The sequence below is a fragment of the Pseudodesulfovibrio piezophilus C1TLV30 genome, from assembly GCF_000341895.1.
Lineage (GTDB): Bacteria > Desulfobacterota > Desulfovibrionia > Desulfovibrionales > Desulfovibrionaceae > Pseudodesulfovibrio > Pseudodesulfovibrio piezophilus.
On the sequence record NC_020409.1, the window covers coordinates 1272110 to 1290164 of the forward strand.

Annotated in this window: 13 protein-coding genes; 11 read left to right on the top strand and 2 right to left on the bottom strand. The window is 47.5% G+C overall.

What is annotated here, in order from left to right:
- Positions 1-420: 420 nt before the first annotated feature.
- Genes BN4_RS06060 through BN4_RS06070 form a run of 3 tightly spaced genes read left to right on the top strand, consistent with a single transcriptional unit; the run spans position 421 to position 4205 of the window.
- Positions 421-2592, top strand: a complete 2172-nt coding sequence (locus BN4_RS06060) for a CotH kinase family protein (RefSeq protein ID WP_015414492.1) — start codon at positions 421-423, stop codon at positions 2590-2592.
- Between the two features lie 6 nt (positions 2593-2598).
- Positions 2599-3531 carry a DUF4956 domain-containing protein gene (locus BN4_RS17060; protein WP_015414493.1) on the top strand — a complete coding sequence of 311 codons (933 nt, stop codon included), beginning with the start codon at positions 2599-2601 and terminating at the stop codon, positions 3529-3531.
- Positions 3531-4205 (top strand): polyphosphate polymerase domain-containing protein, encoded by a 675-nt coding sequence (locus BN4_RS06070; RefSeq protein ID WP_015414494.1) that lies wholly within the window; start codon positions 3531-3533, stop codon positions 4203-4205. Before BN4_RS17060 ends, BN4_RS06070 begins: the two co-directional genes overlap by 1 nt.
- Here BN4_RS06070 and BN4_RS06075 read toward each other — a convergent pair.
- The gene (locus BN4_RS06075) at positions 4202-4417 is read right to left on the bottom strand and encodes a dihydrodipicolinate synthase family protein (RefSeq protein WP_157871277.1); all 216 of its coding nucleotides are present in this window, start codon (positions 4415-4417) and stop codon (positions 4202-4204) included. The genes BN4_RS06070 and BN4_RS06075 overlap by 4 nt on opposite strands.
- A gap of 283 nt (positions 4418-4700) precedes the next feature.
- On the opposite strand from BN4_RS06075, the gene BN4_RS06080 reads away from it, so the two are divergent.
- The 7 genes from BN4_RS06080 to BN4_RS06110 all read left to right on the top strand — a co-directional run bounded on the left by BN4_RS06080 (position 4701) and on the right by BN4_RS06110 (position 14713).
- Positions 4701-5063 (top strand): hypothetical protein, encoded by a 363-nt coding sequence (locus BN4_RS06080; RefSeq protein ID WP_015414496.1) that lies wholly within the window; start codon positions 4701-4703, stop codon positions 5061-5063.
- Positions 5064-5135: 72 nt separating this feature from the next.
- Positions 5136-5306 carry a hypothetical protein gene (locus BN4_RS17660; protein ID WP_015414497.1) on the top strand — a complete coding sequence of 57 codons (171 nt, stop codon included), beginning with the start codon at positions 5136-5138 and terminating at the stop codon, positions 5304-5306.
- A 202-nt stretch (positions 5307-5508) separates the two neighbouring features.
- Positions 5509-7479 (top strand): cation:proton antiporter domain-containing protein, encoded by a 1971-nt coding sequence (locus BN4_RS06085; protein ID WP_015414498.1) that lies wholly within the window; start codon positions 5509-5511, stop codon positions 7477-7479.
- An 808-nt stretch (positions 7480-8287) separates the two neighbouring features.
- Positions 8288-9457 (top strand): efflux RND transporter periplasmic adaptor subunit, encoded by a 1170-nt coding sequence (locus tag BN4_RS06095; protein WP_015414500.1) that lies wholly within the window; start codon positions 8288-8290, stop codon positions 9455-9457.
- A gap of 23 nt (positions 9458-9480) precedes the next feature.
- Positions 9481-12630 carry a multidrug efflux RND transporter permease subunit gene (locus BN4_RS06100; protein WP_015414501.1) on the top strand — a complete coding sequence of 1050 codons (3150 nt, stop codon included), beginning with the start codon at positions 9481-9483 and terminating at the stop codon, positions 12628-12630.
- Positions 12631-12744: 114 nt separating this feature from the next.
- Complete coding sequence (locus BN4_RS06105; protein WP_015414502.1) at positions 12745-13425, top strand: response regulator transcription factor; 681 nt, start codon at positions 12745-12747, stop codon at positions 13423-13425.
- A complete protein-coding gene (locus BN4_RS06110) occupies positions 13397-14713 on the top strand; it encodes a sensor histidine kinase (RefSeq protein ID WP_015414503.1) in 1317 nt (438 codons plus the stop codon). Before BN4_RS06105 ends, BN4_RS06110 begins: the two co-directional genes overlap by 29 nt.
- Before the next feature lie 94 nt (positions 14714-14807).
- Here BN4_RS06110 and BN4_RS06115 read toward each other — a convergent pair whose 3' ends face one another.
- A complete protein-coding gene (locus BN4_RS06115) occupies positions 14808-15575 on the bottom strand; it encodes an AraC family transcriptional regulator (RefSeq protein ID WP_015414504.1) in 768 nt (255 codons plus the stop codon).
- A gap of 390 nt (positions 15576-15965) precedes the next feature.
- On the opposite strand from BN4_RS06115, the gene BN4_RS06120 reads away from it, so the two are divergent.
- Positions 15966-18053 (top strand): TonB-dependent siderophore receptor, encoded by a 2088-nt coding sequence (locus BN4_RS06120; protein WP_015414505.1) that lies wholly within the window; start codon positions 15966-15968, stop codon positions 18051-18053.
- Positions 18054-18055: the final 2 nt, after the last annotated feature.

Below are 18055 nucleotides of genomic sequence, written 5' to 3' on the forward strand. Positions count from 1 at the left end.
GGGGTCAGCGGGGCCAGGAGGGAAACAAGCATTTCACCATGACCCCACCCCAAAAAACACAACTTGGATATCTCAACAGTCAGCTTCTCTGGTTTTTATTTACAAGTAAACCTGCATAAGCTAACCGTAATCACCGCTTATGGGGTTAGCGTGCAGTGTCTAACAAGACGCATACGTATTAGATGCGATGTGGCATCATCCGATCAGTTCGTCGTGAAATTCTTGCCAAGGATATGCTCCACTGTAATTTTATCAAAAAAACGCCTCTCTATAAATTTACTTGCAAATGTCTCATTTCAGGTGTCTTAAGCACCTCGACTGTTCCTCTCTGTAGCTTTTTTGGGGGAAAGAATACCATGAACAGACAATCAGTTCGCCATTTAACAACCTCCGCAGTATGAATGAATGGTGTGTAATTCGATGAACTTTTCTTTTCGTCCACTTTATGTGTTGATCTATGCCCTTGCCATGCTCTCTCTTTTGGGCCTCCCCTGCTCTGCTGCCAGCAAAATAATGATTAATGAAGTCTTTGTGGACGGTTCCTCCAACTACCCGGACTGGATTGAATTATTCAATGCCGGAGATACTTCATCCTCCTTGGGCGGGTACCGTCTCTCGGACGACCTGGACGATACGGGATGGGCCATTCCCGAAACATTCTCGATTGCTCCCGGTCAATACAAAGTTTTCATATGTGACAAACGAAATGCATATGACCATACCAACTTCAGGTTGAAAAGTATCGCAGGCCAAGTGTATCTCCTGACCCCCTCTGGAGAGCTTGCAGATCAAATCGAATATGACAGCCTTCCACGCTTTTCATCCATAGGGCGCTATCCTGATGGGAAACCTCAATGGTTCGTCCATTCCACTCCAACAATGGAAAGCAAAAACACACAAAGCCGAACACCTGTTGCTCACACTGGTACAGCTGACTCTCTCCATATCTCACATACCAGCGGTCTCTATGACAAACCATTTATGCTAACCATGCAGCCTCCCCCCGGAACCAAGGTTCGTTATACTTTGGACGGAAGTATCCCCACCATGGAATCCAGGCTCTACGCCAATGCTCTAAAAATTGATTCCACAACCATAATCCGTATAGCCGTCATCACGTCGGATCACACTCTCAGCACGCCTGAAACTCGATCCTACTTCATAGGTGAATCCACCGAACTTCCGCTCATATCTCTCGTCACTGACCCAAAGAACCTGTGGGATCCTGAAATTGGTATCTACGCAGAGGGAGATTCCGTAACCGAAGCTGGAACACAATCACACAATTGGCAGCGCAAATGGCGGCGTCCTGTTCACATCGACTTCATGACCAAGACAGAACAGTGGAGTATTGACGGGAATTGCCGAATTTTCGGCGGAGCTTCACGAGGGAGGCCACAAAAGTCCTTCGCAGTCTATGCAGATGACAAAAACACCCCATATGGCATTGAGCACCGCCTTTTTCCTGATACAGACCGAGAACGATATGCAGGATTCATACTACGCAATGGAGGAGATGCCTGGCTGCGAACTCAATTCAGAGATGCTTTTCAGCAAGCCTTAATTCAGGACCGAGCAGAGGTCGAATCCATGCGATATCGTCCGGTTCTTGTTTTTATCAATGGCACATACTGGGGAGTTTACGGATTGCGAGAAGCCATGATCAAAAAGAATCTGCTCGCCGGGCGAGACCTCCCTCTACAGCCGGTCAAAATCTTGAATAACAGGGGGATATCTTCAAAAAAAGGGCCTTTTTCCGACTTCAAGTCGGTTCCTGTCCAAGGTGAGTATCGCCCGTCCCTTCCCTCTTTGGACATAGATTCTTACCTTGATTATCTCGCAATAGAACTCTATTCTGGAAACATTGACTGGCCTGACGGCAACATCAAAGTCTGGCGTCCTCTCACCACCCCCAAGAGCACATGGAGGTGGATTCTTTATGATCTCGACAGAGGATTCAACGGAAAACGAGGAAAATCCGCACAGGAAGATCCCTTTGTAGAACTATTAAGAAGGCCTGGCCCTCGTGGACTGCATTTTTCAGACTTAATAAAAAATGACCTGTTTGTCCGGGATTTCTGCTCTCGACTTACTGTACATATACTCACGACATTCCGACCGGAGCGTGCTCTGTCAATTCTTAATCGCATGGTGCGAATGCTCAGGCCTGAAATGGAACGGCATTGGGAAAGATGGCATTGGTCCTGGCAACTCGACAGGCTCTTCATGAATATGGATAGATGGGAAGAGTATCTGGCAACTCTCCGTCAATTCTGTGAGCAACGCCCCTCTGCCATGATGAGAATCATGGATAAACATTTTAAGACAGGAACACCACTCCCGACTTCCTTGACGATCATGAAGCAAGGGAAAGGTCGCATCATGGCTGAAGGGCTGGTTCTGCCAGATGGGAAACTGACAGGTTTAATTCCAGAAAACATCAAAATCCGAATTGAAGCCCAACCAGCACCGGGTTATATCTTTGCGGGTTGGGAAAACGCCCCACGCAGTACAGATCCCTATAAGATTCTTGAGGCGGGTACATCGGTAACAGATCGCGCCCTCTTTTCACCAATTGATAATGAAGAGTAATTTTTTATGACAGACACACTGACGTTCAATACCGGGAAAAAAAGGCTTGCAGGTTGCCTGATAGCCGCTTTATCTACCACCTCATCGGTAGTCATAAGCAAATCGATAACCCATAACAACCTGAGCCAATTGCAAAGTAGCCTCCCTATTGCATTGGCTGTCGGCCTCTGCCTGGGAATTCTCTATTATTATGCCATGGCGCAAATTCTGCCACGGCTGCATAGAGATCATCATGGAGAACTCTGGGCCGGACTCTCCTGGTTCAACCTTGCAACCATTAGTCTATGGGGAATCCTTCTGCCCTTGCCGACATACTACATCGATTTCGGTATAGGCTTTATCTTCACAGGGGGGTGTGCCCGCCTCATTGGTTCGGTGTATACCATTTTTGGGACGTCTCTTTCAAATCGTAAACGTTTTGCAAATACATTCGTCATGTTGGCTCTGACTATCATGCTTGTTATTTCAGTGGTCAAAGCCTCATTGGCTCTCTCCCTGGGACTGGTCGGCGCATTATCCATTGTTCGTTTCAGAACAGCCATCAAGGAACCTGAGGAACTTGCTTTTCTCTTCTTTACTGTAGCCATCGGACTCGGATTCGGTGCGGAAAAATTCGGCGTCACCCTTGCTGCATTCTGGGCTATCTGCGTTGGTTTTATTTTCTTTTGCAAAATCAGGACATCCAACACCATGGATAATGCCTACATGGTCACGATATATGGCCCTAAAGAGGGGTTACTGAATTCGGTTCACACATTCCTGGATGAACATAACCTGACCTATGAGTTCACTCGGCTTGAGACAAGTGACACCTCGAACCATGTCAGTTTCCTTGTCGAAATGAAAAACAGCAATGTCCTTAATATCCTCGGCCAAAAATTCCAGGACGACAACCCGCAAACCAACGTCTCCATCATTCAGGCTCGGAGCCTTTTTTGATGATCGACGCGACTGACGGGACGTCTTCCTACCGATACGAGCGCAAATTCACGATTCCACTGCCTGCCGTTCGTAACTTGGCCTCCATATTACGAACCAGCAGATTTGGATTTCGAGAAATATATTCAACTCGGTATGTCAATAATATCTATTATGATACACCATTATTCAAATTTTATGGCGAAAATATGGAAGGTCTTTCAGAACGAAAGAAAATTCGTATCCGCTGGTATGGTGCTTCAGAATTACCGAGTGCATGCCGATTCGAAATCAAACATAAAAAAGGGCTTGTCGGCTTCAAGGATGTAGTTCCCGCAACATGCGCCTTCAACAGTTCATGCGGGATGCCAAGTCTCATCAATGTCACTGTCCCGGACAAGTTCCTTCATGAAACTGTCGGCCTTTTCCCAACTTTGATGAATAGATATCAACGCCGATATTTTCTCTCGATGGATGGAAAGTTTCGGGCGACCATCGACTACGAACTCTCATACAGCCACCCAAGTACAGCCCACCGAGGCGGAATAGGGTACTTTGACAATGAAGCTGTCTTGGAACTGAAATACGATCATGAATTTGACATGGATGCAGCACAGGTTTCCAAAGAAATCCCTTTTTCTTTTTCCAAAAAATCGAAATATGTTACAGGGGTCAACATAGTCTATGGGTGTTAAGCTATGCGTGAAAAATAATCCTGGATGTACGATTCAGGTAATTCGAAGCAATATGGACACATGACGACGGCAGCATCAAAGCCGCACTTCTGGACATGCTGAGTCAATTCGATGCTCTCCCGGACGTCCATACCTCCAGTCCCAGCAAACAGCGTAAACCGTCCTTTTGCATACTCGGCAACAAAGGAAAATGTTGTTTTTTTAAAGCTCAAAAAAAATACCCTTGTCAAGCTTCTTCCTTTTCAAAGTGGCGATCCATTTTATGACCACCGCACAAGTATGATTTCATAAGTCTGGAAGACTGCTCTCAAAAATTTATCAGAATAATCCTTTAAAATCAAATAAATAACCCAAAACAGTCTCTAATCTGCCCGCTAAAATCATGCTGATTGCTTTGGACCTGGAACTCACATAAATTTCCGACTGAACACGCTCTGCCAACTCTGCATGACAGAGTCAAAAGACTCATTGCAATGTCACGGTCCTGAGAAAATAATGATTCATGATATCAAATATATACTACGGCTGGCAGCTTCAGTGCTGTTCGTTTTTCATCTTGTTCAAGCCTCCCCGTGGTATGAATCGACTTCTCTCCATCCATTAGGAAAAGTTTCTGGAGAAACCTTTCTCTTGGCTCCCTCTCTCCTTGAACAAGCCTTAAACCCCACCGATTTTACTTCAAAACCACACTTTGAATCCACTGATACCGTTTATGAAAAAGCTCTGAACCACGAGCAAACAGCAATCAATTTTGGCGGGACACTGCTCTGTTTTTCTTCCGAAGCCAACACCCGCTTCACCCAATATTTACGACTGGCCCCGATAACGAGCCGCGCACCTCCATATTCCAAGGTTTAAATAAGAGTTCCTGTTTTTTGCCACAAACCCATTTGTGGCGAACCTTATCTCCTTTTGAACAATGGAAGTTGTATGAAAAAGAATACTCCCGTCTTGTCTGATACCGAAGAAGTGCTAACTCAATCTCCTGAAATTGATTACGAACCCAAACCGCTTTCCCTGCGTAATCAAATCATCTGGACTGTAAAGATAACAGCCATAGCTGCTCTTTTCTTTGCCATCCTTTGGGTATGCGAGAGCTAACCACCTGACTTAATACCATCTACCAGGCACATTGACATGGCCTGATGTGACCGGGAGCCCCTCTCCCTCATCACATCAGGCCTTTCATTTTTTGCGAGGTCTGGATGAAAATGAATATTGCCAGCCAACACATCATAATTTATTGTTAATGAAGCAAAATGTATTCTGAGAATCTTCACAAGACTGAAAAGGTTGAACCGGAATGGGTATAGCTACTGATATTATTCTGCTCGTTGTTGTTGCTTTTTTCTGTGGCATGCTTGTTCAGAGATTAGGGCAACCCTTGATTCTGGGGTATATTCTGGCTGGTATTGTCCTCGGTCCTCATACCGGGGGATACACGGTTTCAGGAATCCATGAAATAGAACTCCTTGCCGAGATAGGCATAGCCTTATTGCTCTTTGCTCTCGGTTTGGAATTCTCCCTTAAGGACCTCAAACCGGTGAAGATGGTTGCGCTCCTGGGAACTCCTCTTCAAATGGTTCTCACGATTGGGCTAGGGTATGGCGCGGGGCAATTAATAGGATTGGACTGGAAAGCCTCTCTCTGGATGGGAGCTCTTGTTTCCCTCTCAAGCACGATGGTCATTCTCAAGACATTGATGAATCAGGGGTGGTTAGGCACGCTTTCCAGCAAAGTCATGATCGGAATGCTTATTGTTCAAGATCTGGCTGTGGTCCCCATGATGATTATCCTTCCACAGTTGAACGACCCTGTAGTGGGGCTACCGAATCTTGGCTTTGCCGCGATCAAAGCCGTGGGATTTCTTCTGGGAATGATCCTTTTGGGGACGCGGTTGCTTCCATGGCTCCTCGCCCACATCGCCCGAATCGGGTCAAGAGAACTCTTTTTACTGGGTATAGCGGCAATTGGCCTCGGTGTCGGCTATCTTACCTATCTTGCGGGACTTTCATTTGCCTTTGGCGCATTTGCTGCGGGAATGGTCTTAAGTGAATCTGATTATGGGCATCAGGCACTCAGTGACATCGTTCCCCTGCGGGATATTTTCGGCCTGTTGTTCTTTGCGACAGTTGGGATGCTCTTTGATCCGGCTTTTCTCTTGAATCATTTCAAGGAAGTCCTTTGGCTTCTCGCTGTCGTCTGTATCGGCAAAGGACTTATTTTTTCATCTGTTTCGCTTCTTTTTCGCTACAAAAATGTCGTCCCCCTTGCGATAGGTCTCGGGCTTTTTCAGGTTGGTGAATTTTCATTCGTCCTGGCCCGTCTCGGTGTTTCGACCGGCTCCATAGACAATGAACTCTATTCCCTCATACTGACTGTCGCTATCATATCCATGGCTTTGACTCCCCTTGTTTCAGGACTCACGGCCAAGATATACGCCCTTCGCAAACACTGGTTTCGCCATGAGAATCTAGAATCGACCAATATCCCGGAACAAGGATTACGAAATCATGTTGTTATTCTGGGAGGAGGACGCGTCGGGCTGCAAGTCGCACAAATACTTAATCGCATGGACATGAACCATGTTGTTGTCGAATTAGACCAAAGACGCTTTGAAAAAGCGAAAAAATCAGGAATTCCAGCTGTCTATGGTGACGCCGGACAAGAAATTGTCCTTGATGCCGCTGGTATAAAATCAGCATCACTCCTCGTCGTGACCGTTCCTGATCTCGTGACGACCCGATGCATTGTTCAGAGTGCCAGAAAAAACAACAAAAACCTTGAAATAATTGCCCGTTCATCCAACCACGATAACTTCCATGAGATGAAAGAATTGGGAGTTTCCGAGGCCGTACTGCCAGAACTGGAAGCAAGCCTGGAGATGGCTCGCCAATCCCTGCTGCGACTGAAAGTCTCCCCCATGGAAATCCAGCGCCACACCGACAATGTGCGTCAGGAACTGTATTCTGTCCTCTGTGATTCGAGTGACGACTATCGGGAACTGTGCCAATTACGAGGAGTCGAACAGCATTTCGATTTACAATGGGTCAAACTTTCAAGCGATAGCCCTCTGGCCAATCGGTCCATTGGGGAAAGCAACATACGAAAAAAAACAGGAGCTTCCGTTGTTGGGATAGTACGAGATGGCGACCTGAAAACAAATCCCGATGCTGATTATGTTCTACTGCCTGGAGATCAAATAGCCATAATCGGTGGAGATGAAGAAAGAAGAGCTTTTTTTCAAAAATCGGAACAGCAACAATACACATAACCACATAATCATCACAAGGTTAAAAACAGATCAAGAATGAGAACTCTGCACCAGGACAAAAGTGCATGGCCATCGTGTACCAGCTGCGTCTTGAACTCAATTCGAGTTTGAAAGAAAAACACTTCTGTTCTCGTTGAAAACAACGGGCTCAAAGACTATCATGACTCCATGCATGAATTCTCCTGGGCCATATATTTCGAATGAACCGAGAAGCACTTCACCGAGGGTGTCATGATTATCAACATTGTCGTAGGTATTCTTTCTTTTGTCGTAGGCCTCCTGATTGTCATCATATTTCGTAGAAACAAACAATCAAAGAGGACACGACACTCATTGAACCGATTTAATTTCGACAAGCAAAAAGAGTATGAAAAGGATGGCCGAAAATATCCCTTTTCATATTAATACCACACCTTAGGGAAAGACCTTCAAACCAATATCCAGTAGGAGAATCAAACTCCGGTACTTCCTTTTGGAGTTGTACATCTTAAATGGCAAAAGATCTTTTCCAGCCACCTCTCAACTGATAACGGCAAAGCTACGTCACAAGGTATCACACGATTTTCCCATGAAATAATTGAACGACCATCCTTCTTTACCAGGCACTCTTTCCAACTTATTTATTTGGACTATTCCTTTTTCACAACGAGGAAACAATTACTGTCCCTGTATCTCGATACCCAATGGGATGGGCTGTTAACCCTCCATTAACCCAACACTTTGGTATGGTATTATAAGTAAGCGTGGAAACCGGTCCAATCCGGAGCGACACACGCCAAAAATGAATATCAACGGAGCAGGAGTAACTATGTCTCAATATATCAAATTTACCTTTGTCGCCATCATGGCTTCATTGTGTGTCCTCACCGGGTGCGTCAATGATGCTGAGGTTCAGGCAGACAGCCACAAGGCACAACCACCAGAAGTGGAAGTCACCACAATCACAACCAGTGCATATCAAAATACGACGGAACTCCCTGGGCGTATTGTCGCCAGAAGAGTGGCACAGGTTCGTGCCCGCGTGGCAGGCATCATCCTGAGCCGTGATTTTGAGGAAGGAAGTGAGGTCAAGCAGGGACAGCCCTTATTCCATATCGATCCTGCCCAGTTTGTGGCCACACAAGCACAGGCTCAAGCTGAGCTTGCCAAGGCAGAAGCCAACATGGTTGACCTCGAAGCCATTGCGGAACGGTACAACCGATTGATCAAAACAAAGTCGATCAGCCAGCAGGAATATGATACGGCCGTCAACAATTACAGAGCAGCCAAGGCAAGCAAGACAGCAGCCGAAGCAGCGGTCAGAACAGCCACATTGAATCTGAGCTACGCCACAGTCAAAGCCCCCATCTCGGGTAGAATAGGCCGTGCGCTGGTGACCGAAGGGGCTTTGGTGGGAGAAGGCGAAGCAACTCACTTGGCGACAATCCAGCAGTTGAACCCCATCTACGCTGACATTAATCAACCGGTTTCAGAGTATCTCAAGCTCAAGGCCGCAATGAATGATGCTGTCAGCACTACGAAAAAGGCGGAAGTCACTCTTTCCCTTGAAGATATCGATTATTCAGTCAGTGGAAAGCTGCTGTTCTCGGACATTACGGTTGACCAGGAAACCAGCCAGGTCTCATTTCGGAGCGAATTTCCCAATCCAGACAGAATGCTGCTTCCAGGTATGTTCGTACGAATCAAGATCAATCTTGGTCAAAATACCCAGACCATTTTCATTCCTCAACGCGCAGTCCAACTTGGGTCTGATGGTGCAGCACGAGTCTTGATTGTTGATGAACAGAATACAGCACAACAACGAGTCGTGAAGACCGGCCTGATGCATGCTGGGAACTGGCAAATCCTGGAAGGCCTTCAGCCTGGCGAACGAATCATCGTCAACGGTGTAGACAAGGTCAAATCCGGCATGATCGTCACTCCGAAAAGTCAAGTTCCGTCCTCATCAAATTCAACCAATTCCAATAAAGTTCAATAAGATAGGCTAAACGGTATACAATCATGTCACGATTTTTCATAGAACGACCCAATTTTGCTTGGGTTATCGCAATTTTCATCACCATGGCGGGTATTTTAGCCATTCCAACAATGGCCATGGAAAAATACCCGCAGGTTGCCCCTCCCCAGATCAGCATTTCGGCGACATATCCCGGAGCTTCGGCAACAACCATGAACGACTCTGTTGTCAGTTTGATTGAAGAGGAACTCAACGGAGCGAAAGGACTGCTCTATTACGAGTCAACCAGTAGCTCCACAGGATCGGCCAGTATTTCCGTGACCTTCAAGCCGGGTACTGATCCTGATATGGCTCAAGTGGATGTACAGAATCGTATCAAAAAAGCTGAATCACGCCTGCCGCAAGAAGTCACAGACCAAGGCCTGGAAGTTGAACAGGCCAACTCGGGCTTCTTGATGGTTTACACCCTGAAGTACAAGGAAACTGGTGACAATGATGACCCGCAGCGTTTGGCGGATATCATGGCCAGAAATGTTAACAATGAAGTTCGACGTGTCGATGGTGTCGGCACACTCCAATTCTTTGCTTCAGAAAGCGCTATGCGCGTTTGGGTGGACCCACAAAAACTGCTCAGTTACGACCTGTCAATCACTGACGTCAACAATGCCATTGCCGCCCAGAATGTTCAGGTGCCTGCAGGCAGTTTCGGCGGACGTCCCGTTGCATCCGAACAGGAAATCATGGCGACTTTCACCGTTCAGGGCATGCTTGAAACACCTGAGGAATTCGGCAGAATTCTTCTGCGCGGTAATATAGGTGGTTCCAGTGTCCACTTATCCGACGTGGCACGAATTGAGATCGGCCCCGAGTCCTATAATATTGTCTCGCGGCTTGACGGCATCCCCACAGCAGCGGCTGCCGTGCAGCTGGCTCCCGGAGCCAATGCTCTGGATACTGTTCTTCGCGTCAGAGCCAGATTGGATGAGCTGAGCAAAACACTGCCAGAGGATGTGGAGTTCTCCATTCCGTTCGACTCCTCCAAATTCGTTGACGCGGCTATCGAGAAGGTTGTTCACACACTGATCGAAGCTGTTGTCCTCGTCTTTCTGGTCATGTTCCTCTTTCTGCAAAATTTCCGATATACCCTCATTCCTTCCATCGTTGTCCCTGTCTGCGTGCTGGGCACATTTGGAGTCATGTCGGTTTTAGGCTTTTCCATAAACATGATGACCATGTTCGGCATGGTCCTCGCCATCGGAATTCTCGTTGATGACGCTATTGTTGTCGTGGAAAATGTCGAACGGATCATGTCAACGGAAGGATTGCCTCCCAAGGAAGCGACCATTAAGGCCATGGGACAAATTTCAGGAGCGATTATCGGTATCACGCTGGTGCTTTCCGCTGTCTTCTTTCCACTTGCCTTCATGAGTGGGTCTGTTGGTGTCATCTATCGACAGTTTGCCATTTCGGTCGCCACATCCATTCTGATCTCCGGCTTCCTCGCACTCACCATGACCCCTGCCCTCTGCGCAACCATTTTAAAACCTGTTTCGAAAGGACATCATGAAGCGCAAGCCGGCTTTTTTGGCTGGTTCAACCATCTTTTCGATCGGTTGGGAAAACGCTATGAATGGATTACAGGAAAGCTTGTCTCTCGAACCGCACGCTGCATGGTCATATACGCAGCACTGCTGACGGCTCTCGGTTTTGCCTACCTGAATCTCCCTGAATCCTTTGTTCCGGCAGAAGACCAGGGAAACATGTACGTCACAGTCCAATTGCCGCCTGGAGCAACCTATTCCCGCACTCTTTCAGTCACTGAAGGCATTGAATCCTATCTCAAGTCCAGGCCGGCTATCAATTCGTCAATCACAGTCATCGGCTTCAGCTTCTCCGGCCGTGGACAAAATGCCGCGCTTGGTATTCCCAGTTTCAAGGACTGGTCCGAACGCGGGGAGGGTCAGTCAGCGCAGGATGAAGTCACTATGGCGAACCGTGTCCTGAGCAAAAATACGGATGGAAGTATCTTCGCCGTCAATCCACCGCCAGTTGATGGACTTGGTGAGACAGGTGGGTTTGCCTTGCGCCTTCAGGACAGAGGAGGAGTTGGTCGCGAAAAACTCTCGGCCGCTTTGGGCATGGTGCTCGCCCAGGCCAATGCTTCACCAGTCATAGCCTATGCAAGACCGCAGGGATTGCCCGACGCCCCTCAGGTCAAATTGAAAATCGACAGAGAAAAGGCCGAAACCCTCGGTGTCAGTTTCTCAGACATAAAAACAGTTCTCTCCAGTGCCTATGGTTCCAGCATGGTTGCTGACTATGTTGATACAGGACGTGTACAACGCGTGGTGGTCCAAGCGAGTGGAGAAAGCAGACAAAGCCCTGAAAGCCTCAACAATCTCTACGTACCGAATGAAACAGGAGAACAGGTTCCCCTGATGTCCCTGATTAACCTCAAGTGGGAAGTCGGCCCTGTGCAAATCGTCCGGTACAATGGATACAATGCATTCAAGATCATGGGAGATGCCGCACCAGGATACAGCTCAGGTGAGGTCATGGCAGAGATGGAAAGGATCATGGAGAACCTTCCCCAAGGGGTAGGCTATGAATGGACCGGGCTTTCCTACCAGGAACAATTCGCAGGAGCACAGGCTCCAAAATTGTTTTCGCTGGCCCTTGTCGTGGTCTTTCTCTTGCTCGTCGCTCTTTATGAGAACTGGGCAATCCCGATGTCCGTCATGCTCATCGTCCCCATCGGGGCATTGGGAGCTGTGGCAGCGGTCACTGTCATGAACATGTCCAATGATGTGTACTTCAAGGTGGGACTGATCACTATCATTGGTTTGGCGGCCAAGAATGCCATTTTGATTGTCGAAGTCGCTAAACAGTACTACGCAGAAGGATTCTCCCTCCAGGAATCTGCCGTCAAAAGCGCCCGCCTGCGCTTTCGGCCTATTATCATGACTTCCATGGCTTTCATACTCGGCGTCATTCCCCTGGCTGTCGCCAGTGGCGCAGGTGCCGCGAGTCAGCAGGCCATTGGGACCGGAGTTATTGGTGGAATGCTCAGCGCCACAGTGCTTGGCATTCTCTTTGCCCCCGTGTTTTTTGTCTGGGTTCTTTCCGGCGTACAATTCCTGAATAAAAGGAAAAATACGAAACAGGAACCCGCTCAAGTGACAAAGCATGACTGAGAGCTTCCCAGCATCAACTCACAACGGGCCGCACGCTCGGGCATTTGAAATCATTGGCAGATTCGAAACAGAGTCTGTATGGTTGAGTGAGGAGCACCAAAGAGGAGAACGAACATGAATGTGCATGTTTTACTTGTCGAGGACGACTTTGACCTCGCAGCCTCAATGATTGAGTATCTGGAATTGGAAAACATCATATGTGACCATGCCTCAAATGGAGTGCATGGTGTCCAGCTTGCCAGGGAAAATCAATACGATGTGCTCCTGCTCGATATAATGCTTCCTCTGATGGATGGCTACGGAGTCTGTGAAGTCGTCCGCCGTGAAGGCTCGGATATCCCCATACTCATGCTGACAGCTCGCGACACCTTGGATGACAAAATCGCAGGATTCGCTGCCGGGACTGACGACTATCTGGTCAAGCCGTTCGCCATGAAGGAATTGCTCTTCCGCATCCGCGCGTTGGCCAAACGGCGAAGCAGCCAACCCCGGCGGTATGTCATCGACGATCTGGAGGTTAACACGGAAACACGCCAGGCTCGCCGTGGCGATATCGAGTTGCACTTAGCACCCAAAGAGTGGGATTTACTGGCATATATGGCCAAGGTAAGCCCGGAAGTGGCTGTACGCGAACAGATGATTCGCGCTGTTTGGGGAGAAACTCCTCCCGAGAGCAACAGCCTCAAAGTGCATATGCATAAATTGCGAGAAAAAGTGGATAAACCCTTTTCCACATCTCTCATCCAGACTATCCCCGGAGTGGGTTTTGTTCTCAGACACCAAACTGATGCATAGCAACAGCCTCAGGCGGTTCATCATCATCGCTGTGGCGGTGACATGTACAATTCTTGTTGTCTCATACTCTTTTCTGCTTCGCTTCTACCTGACTCGTGGCCTGCATATTGACTCGGAATTTCGCCTCGAAGCGGAAGCGAGGCAGTATCTCGATAAATGGACGATCACCCCAACAACCCCACTTCCCAAAACAGCGACCATTACCGCCTACCTCGGCTATGAGATGCTTCCATCAGATATTCGGGCAGCCTGCCCCAAGGAAAAGCTGGTGCCCGGAGACTTCATGCCACTGGAGCTTGACCGCCCATTCTATCACATCCATACCATACTACGTCCGGACGGACGTGTGGTCTATTTCATATTCAAATTCGACAAGGATCAAAAGCCGACACCTTCCAGCAAACAATTTTTCACATTCTACTTTCATCTTCCCATCGTTATCGGAGTCATCACCATCAGCCTGATCATCTTGCTGGCTGCATATCTCCTCAAACGACTGGCTCATCCGGTAGAAAATCTGCGGAACTGGGCAATGCAACTGGAAATGGAGAACCTGGAGGACGACCCGCCACCGTTGACTTATGTGGAACTTAACCAACTGGCGGAACTCTTCAGAAGCAACCTGCGCCGACTCAATGAGGGAGTAATCAGAGAAAGACAATTTCAACAATATGCCAGTCATGAGCTTCGGACTCCCATAGCCATTCTCACGAATAACCTGGAACTGATGGAACGCCTGGGCATCCATGAACACCCGTGTTTTGCATCATCCTTTGCCCGGATGGAAAAAACAGTCAAAAGAATGCTCCACCTGACAAACACCCTGCTCTGGGTGTGCGGCGAAGCAAAAACTCGGCTCCCAGATGAGATACTCAAGCTCGATTCCCTCATCTCGAATGTGATCGAAGAAAACTCCTACCTCCTCATCGGCAAGGATATATTTCTTGATATCCGCATGGAACCAGTCGTCATGCAAGCACCCAAGACTGTCGTTCACATTATTTTCAGCAATCTTATCAGGAACGCTTTTCAACATACGACAAAAGGCGCTGTCAAAATATTCCTGGAAAACGGTACCTGCATGATCATTAATGATAAGAATTCAGAAAATCCCCAATGTGAAGTCGGTTTTGGCCTCGGCCTTCAACTCACACAACAACTCACGGACCATCTGGGATTTAGTATTGAAATAATCGATGAAGTCGACCAGTACGCCGTCAGTGTTCAATTTCCATTTCATCAAAATCGCCGTGAGAGTGTGGGCACGTCCGGTCGGTCGTCTTCCTGATTGACACCAAATGAAAACCATTGCGCTCTTCTTCAAAACAGGAAAGAGGCAATACCACGGCACGTTTGGACGTTACTTCAGAGAGAAAACAGCGCTATTCATCAGAAAAATACTTGCTCGGAGTCTTTCCCAATGCCCGTTTGAATACGGCAATAAAAGCACTGGGGTTATCATACCCCATTTCCATCGCCACGGTCGTCACCTGCTCCTTCTCGGCAAGCAATGTCAGTGACTTCAATATTCGTATCTGCTGCTTCCATTGCCCGAAAGTCATTGCCGTCTCGCTCAGGAACAACCGGGTCAGGGTTCTTCTGGTCAACCCGATCTCCCTTCCCCATTCTTCCAAAGTCCGTTTGTCCCCCGGATTTTCATCCAGATGTCCATAAATGGCCTTGAGCCTGGGATCCTTTGGGATAGGCAAATTCAACGGAGTAATATCCATTTGCTGAATGTGATCGATCAACACAGCGATAAGCCGCTCCTCGGGACCGTTCAACGGGTATAATCGCGGCATTTTCGATGCAGCCAAGATCAACTCCTTGAAGAGAGGAGAGACAGAAACCACGCAACAATCCTCAGGGGTATTTGAACAAAATTCAGGACGGAAATAGAGAGATCGCATTGAGATATGGTTTGAGACAATCACTTTGTGATTCAATCGAGGGGGAACCCAGACTGCTCTGAAAGGGGGAACAACCCAAATTCCCTTGTGGGTTTCGACAGTCATCACTCCCAGGCTTGCATACAGAAGCTGTGCCCGCGAATGGTTGTGAAAATCAAGAATCTCTCCGGAAAAATATTCAGCTGCCAAAGCAACCAACGGACGTGGAGTTTCCATAATATCGTCAGATTCAGGCTCCATGAGGCCATCCTTGTCTCATTTGAGGTATAAGTTGTCTCTCTGCGGCTAGTTGATAATGATTTTCAATATTAGTGTCAAGCCACCTTAAGGAGAGGGTAAGTAAAATTCAGGCGGTGCACTATAGTAATGAGAATATGAAGAAGATTTTGAATAATGCGTTAAGAGCATATTCACCATTCTTTCTTTATAAAACTAATAACCAAATACAATTACCATGGAATTGAAGCTGGTTATTCATACTCAGCCCCCTTTTACTGCTTCCACCTTCCTTTATTCCACTTTCCATATTCTGTTTCTAAAAAATATTGTGGAAGTTTTTTAGAAACAATTGTCTGAGTGCTCTTTTAAAAGAAAATACAATATCTGGGAAATCCTCTATAGGAGAGATTTGTGTCAAATACACACCAAACTCAAAATAAAAGGTATGTTCTGTACCTTGGGGTCATGCTCCTTGTCCTATTCATAGGCCAGCAGGCACGGGCTGAAGATGATGAAGCATTGTCACTTGAACCAATTGTCGTCAGCGCTTCGGCTTTGAAAGTGGACACTCCAACGCAGGAAACGCCAAAATCCGTTTCCGTTATTACAGAAGAAGAATTGCAGCTTCACGCACCGCAAAAGCTGGATGAAACACTCAGATACACTTCTGGTGTGACTTCTCAGCCATATGGTTCTGACAATGACACGGATTGGTTTAAAATCCGTGGTTTTGATGCAGCCACGTATCTTGATGGCAATAGGCTCTTCAGGGATGGCTATTACACATGGCTCCTGGAACCATATGGACTAGAGCAGGTCGAAGTCGTCAAAGGCTCATCCTCCATCCTTTTCGGAGAATCCCCTCCAGGTGGTGCAGTCAATGCTGTACAGAAAAAACCGTCAGACATTCCTCATGGGGAGATTCGGCTTCAGGCAGGAACCAACAATCACAAGGCCGTTTCATTTGATGTCTCTGATTCCATAAATGAAGATGGGACGATGCGTGTCCGTGTTGTCGGCATGTTCAAGGATGAAGACGGAGAACTGGATGGAACGGAAAATACCCGGCACTACATTGCTCCGAGTCTGACCATCGACGCGACGGAGAAAACACACCTGACGCTGATGGCCACGCTGCTCAAGGATGACGGCGTACCCACCAACCCGTTTTTCCCGGCGGCGGGAACGCTTATTAATAGTCCTCACGGAACTATTGACCCATCTACCAATCTGGGTGAACCGGATTATGACAAATACGAACGGACCCAGATTTCCTTAGGTTACCTGCTTGAGCATGAACTGAACAAAGTCTGGACGGTGTCACAAAACTTTAATTACGGATATAATAAACTGTTCTTGCGCAGTTCATATGCGTTCCCGAATTCAAATCCCAGTTCGACCACAGTTTCTCGTGGCATTGTCTTCCGTGATGGGGAAAACAAGAGTTTCACCGTCGACAACAAGGCCGTGGCCAAATGGGAAACCAATCGCATGAAGCATACGGCTCTGATGGGAATTGATCTCCAATATCACAAGACAGAGGGAGACGAGCAGGATAACTACGCCTTTGGAACCATCAACCCGTATCATCCGGTATATGGCAGTTATACGCCGCTCGATCCGGCCAACAACATCGACCGGGACATCACCAAGTCCCAGGCAAGTGCTTATTCACAGTATCAACTGAAGCTCGACGAAAAATGGGTCGGCATTGTTGGTGGCCGTTACGACTGGGTCAAAACGAAAAATATCAGTGAAAAGAACTCACAGGATGAAGCTCGAACAGACAAGGAATTCTCCTTCAATACAGGGTTGATGTACCTGGCTGACAATGGACTGTCTCCGTATGTCAGTTATTCCCAATCCTTTGAGGTTCTGAGTACCATTGATCCGACAACCGGAGAGCTGTACAAGCCTCTCGAAGGCGAACAAATTGAAGTAGGAGTCAAATATACTCCCGATTTCATGGATGGATATATCAATGTCGCGCTCTTCGACATCACGCAGAAAAATGCGCTGGTAACCAACCCGAGCACATTTGTCGCAACCCAAACAGGTGAAGTGACTTCACAGGGTATCGAAATCGAAGGCGTAGGACAGATCACCAAAAGCTTCAAACTGACCGCCAACTACACGTTCACCGACGCGAAAACCGATGATACCGGTGGCAAGGGAACAAAACAGGCAGGCTTGATCCCAAGACATACCGCATCTGCATGGCTGGATTACGATGCCACTGACATCGGTCTTGCAGGCCTGACAATAGGCAACGGCATTCGCTACATAGGCGAGTCTAAGGACAGCCCGGCCAGCAGTGATCTGACAGTTCCCAGTGCAACCCTGTGGGATGCCATGGTCGCATATGAAATAGACAAGAACTGGGGCGTCCAGTTGAATGTCAACAATATCCTGGACAGAGTTTATATCGCATCGAGTGATTATTATTGTTACTATGGACAATCTCGTTCAGCGCTTCTCAGTGTGAATTATCACTGGTAAAA

Bases quoted from the DNA above. Each gene is read 5' to 3' on its own strand.
- BN4_RS06060 (WP_015414492.1), top strand. From the start codon at position 421: ATGAACTTTTCTTTTCGTCCACTTTATGTGTTGATCTATGCCCTTGCC.
- BN4_RS17060 (WP_015414493.1), top strand. From the start codon at position 2,599: ATGACAGACACACTGACGTTCAATACCGGGAAAAAAAGGCTTGCAGGT.
- BN4_RS06070 (WP_015414494.1), top strand. From the start codon at position 3,531: ATGATCGACGCGACTGACGGGACGTCTTCCTACCGATACGAGCGCAAA.
- BN4_RS06080 (WP_015414496.1), top strand. From the start codon at position 4,701: ATGATTCATGATATCAAATATATACTACGGCTGGCAGCTTCAGTGCTG.
- BN4_RS17660 (WP_015414497.1), top strand. From the start codon at position 5,136: ATGAAAAAGAATACTCCCGTCTTGTCTGATACCGAAGAAGTGCTAACT.
- BN4_RS06085 (WP_015414498.1), top strand. From the start codon at position 5,509: ATGGGTATAGCTACTGATATTATTCTGCTCGTTGTTGTTGCTTTTTTC.
- BN4_RS06095 (WP_015414500.1), top strand. From the start codon at position 8,288: ATGTCTCAATATATCAAATTTACCTTTGTCGCCATCATGGCTTCATTG.
- BN4_RS06100 (WP_015414501.1), top strand. From the start codon at position 9,481: ATGTCACGATTTTTCATAGAACGACCCAATTTTGCTTGGGTTATCGCA.
- BN4_RS06105 (WP_015414502.1), top strand. From the start codon at position 12,745: ATGAATGTGCATGTTTTACTTGTCGAGGACGACTTTGACCTCGCAGCC.
- BN4_RS06115 (WP_015414504.1), bottom strand. From the start codon at position 15,575: ATGGAGCCTGAATCTGACGATATTATGGAAACTCCACGTCCGTTGGTT.